9 protein-coding genes, 1 tRNA gene and 1 pseudogene are annotated in these 13,188 nt (G+C 63.7%); 5 read left to right on the top strand and 6 right to left on the bottom strand.

Features of this window, described 5'->3' with window-relative positions:
• Window positions 1-420: 420 nt before the first annotated feature.
• The 3 genes from PHX69_RS10705 to PHX69_RS10695 all read right to left on the bottom strand — a co-directional run bounded on the left by PHX69_RS10705 (window position 421) and on the right by PHX69_RS10695 (window position 3,767).
• A tRNA-Val gene (locus tag PHX69_RS10705) sits at window positions 421-497 on the bottom strand.
• A gap of 82 nt (window positions 498-579) precedes the next feature.
• Window positions 580-2,811, bottom strand: coding sequence for a RelA/SpoT family protein (locus tag PHX69_RS10700; RefSeq protein WP_119014601.1), 2,232 nt, complete (start codon window positions 2,809-2,811; stop codon window positions 580-582).
• Window positions 2,808-3,767, bottom strand: coding sequence for an alpha/beta fold hydrolase (locus PHX69_RS10695; RefSeq protein ID WP_119014627.1), 960 nt, complete (start codon window positions 3,765-3,767; stop codon window positions 2,808-2,810). Before PHX69_RS10695 ends, PHX69_RS10700 begins: the two co-directional genes overlap by 4 nt.
• Window positions 3,768-3,836: 69 nt before the next feature.
• Between PHX69_RS10695 and PHX69_RS10690 the strand changes: the two genes are divergently transcribed.
• The gene (locus tag PHX69_RS10690; protein WP_288043686.1) at window positions 3,837-4,619 is read left to right on the top strand and encodes a 3-hydroxybutyrate dehydrogenase; all 783 of its coding nucleotides are present in this window, start codon (window positions 3,837-3,839) and stop codon (window positions 4,617-4,619) included.
• Between the two features lie 82 nt (window positions 4,620-4,701).
• Here the strand turns inward: PHX69_RS10690 and PHX69_RS10685 are convergent, their stop codons facing one another.
• Entirely contained in the window at window positions 4,702-5,415 is a 714-nt protein-coding gene (locus tag PHX69_RS10685) for an SIMPL domain-containing protein (RefSeq protein ID WP_288043684.1), read from the bottom strand.
• A gap of 218 nt (window positions 5,416-5,633) precedes the next feature.
• On the opposite strand from PHX69_RS10685, the gene ompR reads away from it, so the two are divergent.
• Together ompR and PHX69_RS10675 are read left to right on the top strand one after the other, a co-directional pair.
• Window positions 5,634-6,365, top strand: a complete 732-nt coding sequence (ompR, locus tag PHX69_RS10680) for an osmolarity response regulator transcription factor OmpR (protein WP_119014604.1) — start codon at window positions 5,634-5,636, stop codon at window positions 6,363-6,365.
• Between the two features lie 83 nt (window positions 6,366-6,448).
• Window positions 6,449-7,939: an ATP-binding protein gene (locus PHX69_RS10675; RefSeq protein WP_119014605.1), complete on the top strand. Its 1,491-nt coding sequence runs from the start codon at window positions 6,449-6,451 to the stop codon at window positions 7,937-7,939.
• On the opposite strand, the gene ispF is transcribed toward PHX69_RS10675, so the two are convergent.
• Together ispF and PHX69_RS10665 are read right to left on the bottom strand one after the other, a co-directional pair.
• Window positions 7,936-8,415, bottom strand: coding sequence for a 2-C-methyl-D-erythritol 2,4-cyclodiphosphate synthase (gene ispF / locus PHX69_RS10670; RefSeq protein WP_119014606.1), 480 nt, complete (start codon window positions 8,413-8,415; stop codon window positions 7,936-7,938). The genes PHX69_RS10675 and ispF overlap by 4 nt on opposite strands.
• Window positions 8,416-8,424: 9 nt before the next feature.
• Entirely contained in the window at window positions 8,425-9,378 is a 954-nt protein-coding gene (locus PHX69_RS10665) for an IspD/TarI family cytidylyltransferase (protein ID WP_353852413.1), read from the bottom strand.
• Between the two features lie 95 nt (window positions 9,379-9,473).
• Here PHX69_RS10665 and mfd point away from each other — a divergent pair, with 95 nt between their 5' ends.
• Together mfd and PHX69_RS10655 are read left to right on the top strand one after the other, a co-directional pair.
• Window positions 9,474-12,998: a transcription-repair coupling factor gene (mfd, locus tag PHX69_RS10660; RefSeq protein ID WP_288043683.1), complete on the top strand. Its 3,525-nt coding sequence runs from the start codon at window positions 9,474-9,476 to the stop codon at window positions 12,996-12,998.
• Window positions 12,995-13,188: pseudogene (locus PHX69_RS10655) on the top strand (hypothetical protein); the annotation flags it as partial. The gene mfd and the pseudogene PHX69_RS10655, both read left to right, overlap by 4 nt.

Here is a 13,188-nt window from a genome sequence, read left to right as displayed (position 1 = left end):
GGCTGTATTCACGCCGCCGTGGGCGCTCTTGATTCAAAGATTGTTCCATCGTCTCCACGATCCTCCATCGTGGGGACGATGCCCGCTTCAAGCGGTGCTTTCAAGATGGGATCGCCAGCTGCATACATTCAGGCATCTCTGGTTGACACCCGCACTTTGAAATCAGTAAGGATGCCTATCCGATTCGCCGCTACACAGGCCACAGGTTTTTGACACCCACAGACGATGCGGATGGGCTGACGCTTCAGGTGCCATCGAATGCGTCCGGCCAAGAAGCCCAAAATAACTCAAGAGAGTTGATTTACACCACAACCCATAGCGCGCCATTGCAACAGAGCCCAGTAGAGCCCCACAAGAACCCAGGAAAACAAAAAAGCCTTCTAAATTTTTAATTTAGAAGGCTTTTGACCAATTACTAATTGGTAGGCGCGATTGGAATCGAACCAACGACCCCCACCATGTCAAGGTGGTGCTCTAACCAGCTGAGCTACGCGCCTGATATTTTTAATTTATCAGAGAACGCTATTGTAGCACCAAAAAATCGTCACATTAAAAACGTGAAACAAAATCCGCAGGCAATCAGCGTCGGCGTGCAGAGCGCACACCGGACACCGATGCTACGGCGCCCAGCACTTTTTTCAATCGACCTGCATCCGACACCTCTACCGTGAACGTCATCCAGGCGATACCTTTGACCGACTGTGTCTGCACACCCACCACGTTCATTTTTTCCTTGGCAAACACTTCCGAAATATCGCGCAGCAAGCCCTGACGGTCAGCGGCCTGCACCGTCACATCCACAGGATAGACCGACGCCAGCGCAGCCTGCTTGGGCGTACCCCATTCCACCTCGATCATGCGCTCGGCATTGCGCGCTGCCATCTCGCGGAAATTGCTGCAATCCACACGGTGAACACTCACGCCCTTACCGCGCGTGACAAAGCCCTGGATTTCATCAGGAGGAGCCGGTTTGCAGCATTTGGCCAGCTGGGTCATCAACGAATCAACGCCGACCACCAGGATGCCACCCTTGGGGGTCTTGCCGGTATGGCGCGCCTTCCTGAGCAACAGATAGTCATCGGGCTGCAGGGCCGGCTCCGGCGGGCGCAGCAAGATTTCGATGTTGCGCAGCGAAAACTCGTCCTTGCCGACCACTTCGAACAAGGCATCCGCCGATTTGAAACCCAACTGCGCAGCCAGATCGTCCAGGCGCAAAGCGGTTTTGCCTTCGCGTTGCAGCAGTTTTTCGACCGCTTCACGACCGCGCGCCACGGTTTCATTCAACGCTTTGGCATTGAACCAGGCACGGGCTTTGGCACGGCCCCGACTGCTGTTGAGGTAGCCCAAATCAGCATTCAGCCAGTCACGCGAAGGGCCACCTTCTTTGACCGTGGTGACCTCCACGGTTTGGCCGTTTTGCAGTTGCGTGTTCAGCGGCACCATGGCGCCATTGACACGTGCCCCACGGCAGCGGTGCCCTATGCTGGTGTGTACAGCGTAGGCAAAATCTACCGGGGTAGCGCCTTGGGGCAACTCCACAATCGCGGCCTCGGGCGTCAGAACATAGATGCGATCTTCAAAAAGCCCTTGCTGCTGCGGCGCCCCAGCCAGATCGCGCTCCCAGGCCAGCAGCTGGCGCAGCACGGCAATCTTGGCGTCATAGTCGCCGCTGGCGGACACACCAGCGTAGCCTTTGCTTCCCGCCTCTTTGTAGGCCCAGTGCGCAGCCACGCCGTGCTCGGCATGGTCGTGCATGGCCTGGGTGCGGATCTGGATCTCAATGGCCCTGCCCGCCTCGTCACGCACCACGGTGTGCAGTGACTGGTAACCGTTGGGTTTGGGACGGGCGATGTAGTCGTCAAACTCTTCGGCAATGGATTCAAATTGTGCATGCACCCAGCTCAGTGCGGCGTAGCAATCCTTGACGTTGGGCACCACCACGCGCAGGGCCCGAATATCAAACAGCTGGTCAAAATTGAGCGATTTGCCGCGCATCTTTTTGACAATGCTGTAGATGTGCTTGGGCCGTCCCTGCACGCTGGCGCTGATACTGCGGGCGCGCAGTTCAGATTCCACGCGGGCACGCAGCTGCTCCATGTAGACCTCGCGGCCAGTGCGCTTTTCATCCAGCAGGCGCGCCACTTCCTTGTAGGTATCAGGCTCCAGAAAACGAAACGCCAGGTCTTCCATCTCCCACTTGATCTGCCAAATACCCAAGCGGTTGGCCAACGGCGCAAACACGTGCAGCGCCTCGTGCGAAATGCTGGGCGGCACCGGGCGTTTGCTGGCTGCGTGGTAGCGCAGGGTTTGCAGGCGCGAGGCCAAGCGCAGCATGACCACACGCAGGTCACGCGAAAAAGCCAGCAGCATCTTGCGCACGTTCTCCGTTTGCACTGCCGGGTCATTGATCTGCTGTACCGACGGATGCACCGCACGTGCCTGCGCCTGCACACGCATCAGCTTGGTGGTTTCCACGGCCAGGGTTGCAAAATGGCTGCCAAAGGCTTTGGCGATCACTTCCTCGGGCCGATTCAAGTGCATGCAGGCATGCACCAGGTAGCAGGCGGCCTGCATGGCTTCGGAGCCACCGATGGTTTTGAGAATGGCAGCCACTGCATCGGCGTGGGCCAAGGTGTTTTCACCAGTTTCCAGGTTTTCTGCGGCAATCAGGGGCTCGGCAAAAGCGCGGGCACGCGCCAATGCGTTGAGCTGCTCGGGCAAAGCCTGCGCCGTGGCGGTGACCAGCGGCACGACGGCCTCAGGGCCTGCGCTGGGGACGGTCGGCGCCACTTCGGGGACAGCGCTTTTCATGCAGGTACCTTGCTCGGAGTCTCGGTCAGGAACGCTGCCACGGCAGCCACCTGCTCGGGTGCCACCAGCGTAGGTGCATGGCCCACGCCCGGCCATTCCATCAGGCGGGCGCGCGGGCCGCGCTGGCCCATGGCCGCTGCCGTGTGCGGTGACAGCAAGTCCGATTGCGCTCCCCGCAACAACAGCGTCTGGGCGGTAATCTGGTCGTACAGCTGCCACAACTGCGCCTCGCCCGCCTGCGCTGCCTCCTGAGACAGGGAAGCAAACGCTGTAGCGATGGCAGGGTCGTAATGCAAAGTAACGCCCCCCTCAGGCAAGGCGCGCACCATGTGCTGGCACAAGGCCAGCCATTGCGCTGGCGTGTGCGGGCCAAAGTGGCTGGAAACCGACCACAAACTTTCGGCAGCTTGCTCCAGCGAGTCAAAACGCGGCGCCTTGCCCAGGTACTGACCAATGCGCGCCAGCGCTTGCCACTCGATGACCGGCCCCACATCATTGAGCACCAGACGGCGCACCGGCACAGGCAGCGGCAGACCCGGCTGCCCACACAGCACCATGCCGATCAGACCGCCCATGCTGGTGCCTACCCAATCGAGGGTTTGCACGGGTGCCTGGTGGTGCAACTGCGCCAGCAGCGCCAGCATGTCGGCGGCATATACCGGTATCTGGTAAGCCAGCGGCTCGGCCAGCCAATCGCTGTGGCCGCGTCCAGCCACGTCAGGACAAATGACGCGCGCGTGCGCACTCAGAACCCGGGCCAGCACATCGAAATCGCGCCCCTGGCGCGACAGGCCATGCACACACACCACCACATGCGGGTGCTGCGGGTTGCCTGTGGCGTTCCACTCCCAATACGCCATGCGGCGGGCTTCGCCCTGCCCCGCGCGGGCCATCGGCCCTGTATCACTAGAGGCCGGGCCAGGGCAGGATACGTAGTTCAGCCTAGGTTCAATCATGGGTGCGCGCTTCCGGGGCATGGCTTGATAATTGCTATGTTGCATCGTAATTCATTCGGAGAAAATTCCATGCTCAAAGGCAAAACGGCTCTCGTGACAGGTTCTACCAGCGGCATCGGCTTAGGTATAGCCAAGGCACTGGCACAACAAGGGGCCAACGTGGTGCTCAACGGTTTTGGTGATGTGGATGCGCCACGCGCCGAGGTGCTGGCCGCTGGCCACGGCACTGACGCGCAAGTGGCTTACCACAGCGCCGATATGTCACGCAGTGCCGATATTGAAGACATGTTCCAGTACAGCGTGGCGCAGTTTGGCGCAGTGGACATCCTGGTCAACAACGCAGGCATTCAGCATGTGGCCAGCATCGAAGACTTTCCGGTCGAGCGCTGGGACGCCATTTTGGCCATCAACCTGACCAGCGCTTTTCACACCACGCGCCTGGCACTTCCCGCCATGAAGGCAGCCAACTGGGGCCGCATCATCAATGTCGCTTCGGTGCATGGTTTGGTGGGTTCGGCGCAAAAATCAGCCTACGTGGCAGCCAAGCACGGCGTGGTCGGATTCACCAAAGTCACAGCCCTGGAGACAGCAACCACGGGCATTACCTGCAACGCCATCTGCCCGGGCTGGGTACTGACGCCGCTGGTACAAAAGCAGGTGGATGCCAAGGCGCAGGCACTGGGCATCAGCAATGAAGAATCCACCAAACTGCTGCTGGGCGAGAAAGAACCCTCCATGCAGTTCACCACGCCCGAAGAGCTGGGCGCGCTGGCCGTGTTCTTTTGCTCCAGCGCTGCCAACAATGTGCGCGGCGTAGCCTGGAACATGGACGGCGGCTGGACAGCCCAGTAACCGGCCCCACAAAAACTCCTGATTCGATAGCTGCTAGCGCCCGTCCCGCAAGGGTTACGGGCCTTTTTTCTTATCAACAGGCTCAGTGCATCTGCACCGATCCCGAGACATTGACCGTCACCGTGGTCTTGCCAGCCTCCACCGCCATGGGCGACGCGTCCATCATGGTGGCCTTGGCCTCCATCGCCATGGCGCGCGGGCGCGGGCCCGGCGCATAGCTGTTGCTGTTGACTGCCACTTCGCGCAGGGTGAAGGCGCTAAAGCCAAACGCCTTCGTCAAATCAGCAGCTTGCGTTTTGAAATTCTCAATCGCCTGCGCTTGGGCATCGCGCTCTACTTTGGCGCGCTGTTCGCGGCTCAGGCCAAAGCCCACCTGGCCGATGGCCATCGTGGTCACGCGCGCTGCGGTGCCGGTGATGCGCGCAAAGTCGCGCCCCTCCAGCACCAGCTCGGCAGAACCTTGCCAGCCGCTGATCTGGCTGTTCTGGCCGTAACGTGGGTACAGGCCAAAGTTGCCGGTGCGCACATCCATTTGCCCTGGCTCAGCGTTGCGGCGCGCTTCCAACAAGGCCGCATCCAGCGCCTGGCGCAGCTGCCCCTGCACCACGGCAGCGTCCTTGCCCTCGCGCGTGGTGCTCAGGGTGAGCACCAGCAAATCTTGTTGCACATCCACCGACCCAGCCGCTGACAGCTGCACCACGTTCTGCGGCGTTGCGGGAGCCATATTTTGGGCAAAAACGGCTCCAACACTTACCAGCATTGCGCCAGCAGCTATCAATTTCATAGTTTTTTGCATGGAGAGAATTCCTTGGAGGGGTGATGATCGGGCCAAGGATACCGTCGCCTGGAAGTGTTTTTTGTCGGCAAAAAGCGCATTTTGGCGACGCGCCAGCAAAGCTGTGTGCGTATGCGGCAAAACTTGTAACGGTTGGTCAGACCACGCAGCAAAGCCGCACGCCAGCGCCGCAAACTGGTAACAATGGCCGCTGTTACAAATAAGACCGAGGTATCCCAATGGCCACGCCAAGCAACCGGACAGACAAAATTTTGGTCGTGGATGACGACGCCCGCATCCGCGATTTGCTGCGCCGCTACCTGACGCAAGAGGGCTTCGAGGTCATGGTGGCCGAAGACGGCAAAGCACTCAGCCGCCTGCTGCTGCGCGAAACCGTGGATCTGATCGTGCTCGATCTGATGATGCCGGGCGAGGATGGCCTGTCCATCTGCCGGCGCCTGCGCGCAGCCAACGACCGCACGCCCATCATCATGCTCACGGCCAAGGGGGAGGATGTGGACCGCATCGTCGGGCTGGAGGTGGGCGCTGACGACTACCTGGGCAAGCCCTTCAACCCGCGTGAACTGCTGGCGCGCATCCACGCCGTGCTGCGCCGGCGCCCGCCGCAAGAAGCGCCCGGCGCCCCGTCGGGCGACAACGAGGTGGTCAACTTCGGCCCCTTCAGCTTTGACCTGGGCACCCGCGCACTGCAAAAAAATGGCGAAGAGCTGCCCTTGACCACGGGCGAATTCGCCATGCTCAAAGCCCTGGTGCGCCACCCGCGCCAGCCGCTGTCGCGTGAGAAGCTGGCCTTGCTGGCACGTGGGCGCGAGTTCGAGCCCTTTGACCGCAGCCTGGACGTGCAGGTGTCACGGCTGCGCAAGCTCATCGAAGAAGATGCTGCCGCGCCGCGCTACATCCAGACCGTGTGGGGTGTAGGCTACGTGTTTGTGCCGGACGGCAATAATTGACCGCCCGGCTCCGCGCCCCTGCGCAAACCCCACGGTGTGCCCCTTGCCTGGCGGGCAGCACACCTTGGCGCTTTTGATTTCCCATGAGCTACTCCCCTCCTCCGGTCAGCGATGCCACCAGCCCAGCCCCCCTGGAATCTGCACCGCGCCACCGCGAATCGCCCAAACGGATGGGGCTCAACCTGTTTTGGCGCACATTTTTTCTGCTCAGCCTGTTGCTGGTGGGCAGCATCCTGGCCTGGCTGCAAACACTGCGCGCCCTGGAGTTTGAGCCGCGCACGCTGCACACCGCACAGCAGATTGCCTCGCTGGTCAACCTCAGCCGCGCGGCGCTGGTGCATTCGGATGCGATTGCGCGCGTCTCGCTGCTCAAGACCATGGCCGACCAGGAGGGCGTGCGCATCCTGCCGCGCGAGCCCGGCGACAACTTTGAACTGCTCGACCAATCGCCCCTGGGCCAGCGCCTGACCGAAGAGCTGTCCCAGCGCCTGGGCCAAGGCACCATCGTGGCCAGCAGCGTCAATGGCGAAAAAGGGCTGTGGGTGGGCTTTTCCATCAATGGCGATGCCAACTGGCTGCTCATGGACCGCTCGCGCTTCAGCCCGGCCGGGGGCAAAACCTGGCTGATCTGGCTCATCACGGCAGGGGCGCTGTCGCTGGCCGGGGCCGCCGCCATCGCCCGGCTCATCAACCAGCCGCTCAAGCAGCTGTCTTATGCGGCCAACCGCGTGCGCGATGGCGACTTTGCCGCCAGCCGGCTCGACGAGGAGGCCGTGACCAGCGAAATCCGCGAGGTCAACATCGGCTTCAACCGCATGGCGCAAAAACTCGCCAAGCTCGAACAAGACCGCGCCGTGATGCTGGCGGGCATCTCGCACGACCTGCGCACGCCGCTGGCACGCCTGCGCCTGGAAACCGAGATGAGCGTGGCCGACGAAGTGGCGCGCGAACACATGGTGGCCGACATCGTGCAGCTCGACGCCACCATCGACAAGTTTCTCGATTACGCGCGCCCCGACCACGTCACGCTCACGCCGGTCAATCTGCACGGCGTGATCTCTTCGTGCGTGTATGCAGTGCAAGATCACCGTGAGCTGCAAATCACCATGAGCGTGCCCGAAGACCTGAACGTGCTGGCCGACGAGGTGGAGCTGGCGCGCATCATCTCCAACCTGCTGGAAAACGCGCGCCGCTACGGCAAGACGCCCGACGCGGGCGTCACCCAGGTGGACATTGCCGCCAAGGGCCGCGAGGAGTGGGTGCTGATCAAGGTGCGTGACCACGGCACGGGCGTACCGCCCGAGCAGCTGGCCAACCTGACCAAGCCGTTTTTCCGGGGCGACTCGGCCCGCACAGCGGCAGCGGGCGCGGGCCTGGGCCTGTCGATTGTGGACAAAACCGTGCAGCGCATGGGCGGCATTTTTGCCCTGGCCAATTCGGCCTCGGGCGGCTTGGTGGCGCATGTGCAATTGCAGCGCGCCCACGACCAGCCCCAGGGCACGGACTCGCAGCAGCGCCTGCAACGCCCGCAGGTCAAACGCAAACTGCCGCCGCGCCCTACAGCGCAGGGCTAAACCACGGTCAGCAAAGCGATGGCGCGCGCCTCCATCGCCAGCCCCTGCCCCACCGGCCCCAGCCGCTCGGCGGTCTTGGCCTTGATGTTGATCTGCCCCGGTTGCAACGCCAGCGCCTGCGCAATGCGCGTGCGCATGGCCGGAATGTGCGCGGCCAGCCGGGGGGCCTGGGCCACCACCGTGGTGTCGATGTTGCCGATCTGGTAGCCCTGTGCCCGCACCCGGCGCGCGGCCTCGGTCAGCAGCGCCAGCGAATCGGCACCGCGAAACTGCGCATCGGTGTCCGGAAAATGCGTGCCGATATCGCCCAGCGCCGCCGCGCCCAGCAGCGCATCGGTGATGGCATGCAGCAACACATCGGCATCCGAATGGCCCAGCAAACCCATGGGGTGGTCGATGGTTACACCGCCAATGACCAGCGCCCGGCCCGGCACCAGCGCGTGGACATCCCAGCCCTCACCTATTCTGAAATTCATGCGTTTTCCTTAAAAAATGGTACGTGCGGGGGCATCGCTGGCTTGGCCACGGTCACCGCCAAAGCGGTCCAGGGTGGCGCCGTGGGCGCGCTGGGCCAGCACGGCTTCGGCCAGCAAAAAGTCTTCCGGGTAGGTCACTTTGAAATTCAGCGCACTGGCCTGTACCAGGCGCGGGTGCAGGCCCATGGCCTCCATGGCGCTGGCCTCGTCGGTGGCAATGGGGCCTATCTGCTCCAGCGCCTGAACGAGCGCACCGATGCGGAACATCTGCGGCGTTTGCGCCAGCCATTTGTCGCCCCGGTCTACCGTGCTGGCCACGCGGATGCCGCCCGGCCCGGCAATCGCGGTTTTGAGGGTGTCAGCCAATTTGTGCGCCAGCAGACCGCCCACATCGTCGCCCAGGCAGGCGTCGATCAGGGCATCAATCTGCTCTGGCGTGACCAGGCAGCGTGCGGCATCGTGAACCAGCACCCAATCCTGGGCCTGCGCCCCACGCTGGAGCAAGGCGCGCAGGCCACCCAGCACGGTGTCAGCCCGGGTGGGGCCGCCGCACTCCACCGTAAAAAAGCCCTTGCCCGGGTAGGCATCCAGAAAATGGTCGCCCGCCGCCACCGCCACCAGCGTGCCCGCCAGACGGCCCACGCCCGCCAACGCAGCCAACGTGTGCAGCACCAGCGGCTGGCCTGCCACGTGCAGGTACTGCTTGGGCAGCGCAGAAGCGGCAGCCTGGCCCGGCGGCAAGGCCCGCGTGCCAGTGCCAGCGCAGGGCAGCAAGGCCCACAAACGCGCGCCCACGGGCAGCGCGTAGCTGCCACCGGGCGGGGCTATCGTCCAGGGGTTCCATGGGCTCCAGGGGCCCGCCACGTCGGGGATGGCATCAGGGGACGGCGTAGGGGCGGGGGAAGGCCAAGGCGCCGGGGCGGGCGCAGCAGCGCTCTGGGGCGTCAGCAAAGGATGGGTCATGGCGGCATTCTAAAATCTGCACTCCCCGCCGCGTCCGGTTCGGGCGCGACCCGCGCCAGCGAAGGCCGTGGTGCGGCCACCTCCCCCTTCAGCGCATGGACCTCCCCAAACTCACCCCCGGTAAACGCTTCACCGTGCCCCGCCCCGTGGGCAGCGCCGACGCCCTGCTGCTGGCACGCCTGGGCCAGCGCGAACAGGCCGCGCGGCGCACCACCGCCATCGTCACCGCCGACGCCGCCGATGCCGGCCGGCTGCTCGACGAACTGGCTTTTTTTGCCCCCGGCCTGCGCTGTGCGCTGTTTCCGGACTGGGAAACGCTGCCCTACGACACCTTCAGCCCGCACCAGGATTTGATCAGCGAGCGCCTGGCCGCGCTGTGGCGCATCAGCCAGAAAGACAAGGACACCGGCGCCGATGTGGTCATCGTGCCCGCTACCACCGCGCTGTACCGGCTGGCGCCGCCCGCCTTTTTGGCGGGCTACACCTTCGAGTTCAAGGTCAAACAAAAGCTGGACGAAGCCAAATTCAAGGCCCAGCTCACGCTGGCGGGCTACAGCCATGTCAGCCAGGTGGTCAGCCCCGGCGAATACGCGGTGCGCGGCGGGCTGATTGACCTGTTCCCGATGGGCGCACCCGTGCCCTACCGCGTGGATTTGTTTGACGACGAAATCGACAGCATTCGCACCTTCGACCCCGACACCCAGCGCAGCCTCTACCCCGTGCCCGAAGTGCGCTTGCTGCCCGGGCGCGAATTTCCCATGGACGAGGCTGCGCGCGCCAAATTTCGCGCCCGCTGGCGCGAGCTGCTCGACGGCGACCCCACCAAAAGCCGCATCTACAAAGACATGGGCGCCGGCGTGGCCACCGCAGGCATCGAGTACTACCTGCCGCTGTTCTTTGATGACACCGCCACCGTGTTCGATTACCTCGGCCAAGATGCCACCGTGGTGCTGCACGGCGACATCGAGCCCGCGTTCCAGCGCTTTTGGCAAGACACCAAAGACCGCTACCGCCTGGTGCAGGGCGACCCCGAGCGCCCGGTGCTGGCGCCCGAAGCGCTGTTTTTGAGCGCTGACCAGTTCTATACCCAGCTCAAGGCCTATGCGCAGTTGTCGGTGCGGGCGCCAGCGCCCATAGACACCACGCCCGGCGCAGGCGATGCGGCTGCGCCCTCCACTGGTGCAGCCACAGACACCAGCGCGCTGCCTGACCTGTCAGTCGTGCGCGGTGCCGACGAGCCGCTGGCGCGCCTGCGCGCCCATATCCAGACCACGCCGCAGCGCGTGCTGCTGCTGGCCGAAAGCGCCGGGCGGCGCGAGAGCCTGCTGGACTTTCTGCGCACTGGCGGCGTGCAGCCGCCCGCGTTCGACTCCCTGGCCGCCTTTGACGCCAGCGGCGAAAAACTCGGCATTGCCACCGCCGCCCTCACCGTGGGCTTTGCCTGGCACGAGCGGGGCATCGACTTCGTCACCGAAACCGAGCTGTTTGCCGCCGGCGCCACCACGCGCCGACGCAAAAAGCAGGAGCAAGTCAGCGACGTGGAAGCGCTGATCAAAGACCTGAGCGAGCTCAACGTGGGCGACCCGGTAGTCCACAGCCAGCACGGCATTGGCCGCTACCGGGGGCTGGTCAACCTCGACCTGGGCGAGAAAAATGTGGATGGCACGCCCGCCCTGCAAGAGTTCTTGCACCTGGAGTACGCCGCCCAGGCGGTGCTGTATGTGCCCGTGAGCCAGTTGCAGCTCATCAGCCGCTACACGGGCGTTTCTGCCGACGAAGCACCGCTGCACAAACTGGGCAGCGGTCAGTGGGAAAAAGCCAAGCGCAAGGCCGCAGAGCAAGTGCGCGACAGCGCTGCCGAACTGCTCAACATCTACGCCCGCCGCGCCCTGCGCCAGGGCCACGCATTCCGCTATTCGCCGCAGGACTACGAGCAGTTTGCCAACGACTTCGGCTTTGAAGAAACCGCCGACCAGAACGCCGCCATCCACGCCGTCATCCAGGACATGATCAGCCCGCGCCCCATGGACCGGCTGGTCTGTGGCGATGTCGGCTTTGGCAAAACCGAAGTGGCCTTGCGCGCCGCCTTTGTCGCCGTGACGGGCGGCAAGCAGGTGGCGTTTCTGGCGCCCACCACGCTGCTGGCCGAGCAGCATTACCAGACGCTGGTCGATCGCTTTTCCAAATGGCCGGTGCGGGTGGCCGAGGTATCGCGCTTTCGCTCGGGCAAAGAGATTTCTTCGGCCATCAAAGGCATTGCCGATGGCACCGTCGATGTCGTGGTCGGCACGCACAAGCTGCTGAGCGAATCCACCCAGTTCAAAAACCTGGGCCTGCTCATCATTGACGAAGAGCACCGCTTTGGCGTGCGCCACAAAGAGCAGATGAAAGCGTTGCGCGCCGAAGTGGATGTGCTCACGCTCACGGCCACGCCCATTCCGCGCACCATGGGCATGGCGCTGGAGGGCCTGCGCGACCTGAGTGTGATTGCCACCGCACCGCAGCGGCGCCTGGCCATCAAGACCTTTGTGCGCAGCGAAGGCACGGGCGTGATCCGCGAAGCCGTGCTGCGCGAGTTGAAGCGCGGCGGGCAGGTGTACTTTTTGCACAACGAAGTCGAAACCATCGAAAACCGCCGGCAAAAGCTCGAAGAAATCTTGCCCGAAGCGCGCATCGCCATCGCCCACGGCCAGATGCCCGAGCGCGAGCTGGAAAAGGTCATGCGCGACTTTGTCGCCCAGCGCTTCAACCTGCTGCTGTGCTCCACCATCATCGAAACCGGCATTGACGTGCCCACGGCCAACACCATCGTCATGAGCCGCGCCGACAAGTTTGGCCTGGCGCAGTTGCACCAGCTGCGCGGGCGCGTGGGCCGCAGCCACCACCAGGCCTATGCCTACCTGATGGTGCCCGACGTGGAGAGCCTGACCAAGCAGGCCCAGCAGCGCCTGGACGCCATCCAGGCCATGGAAGAACTGGGCAGCGGCTTCTACCTGGCCATGCACGACCTGGAGATTCGCGGCGCGGGCGAGGTGCTGGGCGAGAACCAGAGCGGCAACATGATGGAGATTGGGTTCCAGCTCTACAACGAGATGCTGTCCGAGGCGGTGCGCTGCCTCAAGGCGGGCAAGGAGCCTGATTTGCTCAGCCCCCTGTCGGTCACCACCGACATCAACCTGCACGCCCCAGCCCTGCTGCCCGATGACTACTGCGGCGATGTGCATTTGCGCCTGAGCTTTTACAAAAAACTGGCCACCGCCAGAACCACCGACCAGATCGACGGCCTGCTGGAAGAAATCGTCGATCGCTTTGGCAAGCTGCCCGCGCAGGCGCAAACGCTGATCGACGTCCACCGCCTGCGCTGCTTGAGCCAGCCCTACGGCGTGGTGAAGGTGGACGCGGCACCGGGCGTCACCACCATCACCTTCAAGCCCCAGCCGCCGGTAGACCCGATGCAGATCATTGCGCTGATCCAGAAAAACAAGCACATCAAGCTGGCGGGCAACGAGAAGCTGCGCATTGAACGCGCCCTGCCCGACCCCAAAGACCGCGCCCAACTGGTGCGCGACGTGCTGCGCAGCCTGGGCCAGCCGCTGGCCGCTGCCACCCCCGACGCATGACCCCCACCGACGAAGCTTTTCTGGACGCCAGCGTGCTGGCCTGCGCGCTGGCCGTGGCCCTGTGGCTGCGCCCGTGGCGGCTGCTGCGCGGCGGTGCGCTGATCACGCCCTTGCTGGCCACGCTGGTGGTGCTGCCCTGGGTGTGGGCCTTGCCCCAGTTGCACACCATGCCGTTGCAGTTGCAGTTTTC

The sequence above is a fragment of the Simplicispira sp. genome, assembly GCF_028687295.1.
GTDB lineage: Bacteria > Pseudomonadota > Gammaproteobacteria > Burkholderiales > Burkholderiaceae_C > Simplicispira > Simplicispira metamorpha.
The sequence above is the reverse complement of the archived record's forward strand: the minus strand, read 5'-3'. Positions and strand labels throughout refer to the sequence as shown.

Coding starts and splice junctions, on each gene's coding strand:
- PHX69_RS10700 (WP_119014601.1), bottom strand. CDS start 2,811: ATGAAAAGCGCTGTCCCCGAAGTGGCGCCGACCGTCCCCAGCGCAGGC.
- PHX69_RS10695 (WP_119014627.1), bottom strand. CDS start 3,767: ATGATTGAACCTAGGCTGAACTACGTATCCTGCCCTGGCCCGGCCTCT.
- PHX69_RS10690 (WP_288043686.1), top strand. CDS start 3,837: ATGCTCAAAGGCAAAACGGCTCTCGTGACAGGTTCTACCAGCGGCATC.
- PHX69_RS10685 (WP_288043684.1), bottom strand. CDS start 5,415: ATGCAAAAAACTATGAAATTGATAGCTGCTGGCGCAATGCTGGTAAGT.
- ompR (WP_119014604.1), top strand. CDS start 5,634: ATGGCCACGCCAAGCAACCGGACAGACAAAATTTTGGTCGTGGATGAC.
- PHX69_RS10675 (WP_119014605.1), top strand. CDS start 6,449: ATGAGCTACTCCCCTCCTCCGGTCAGCGATGCCACCAGCCCAGCCCCC.
- ispF (WP_119014606.1), bottom strand. CDS start 8,415: ATGAATTTCAGAATAGGTGAGGGCTGGGATGTCCACGCGCTGGTGCCG.
- PHX69_RS10665 (WP_353852413.1), bottom strand. CDS start 9,378: ATGACCCATCCTTTGCTGACGCCCCAGAGCGCTGCTGCGCCCGCCCCG.
- mfd (WP_288043683.1), top strand. CDS start 9,474: ATGGACCTCCCCAAACTCACCCCCGGTAAACGCTTCACCGTGCCCCGC.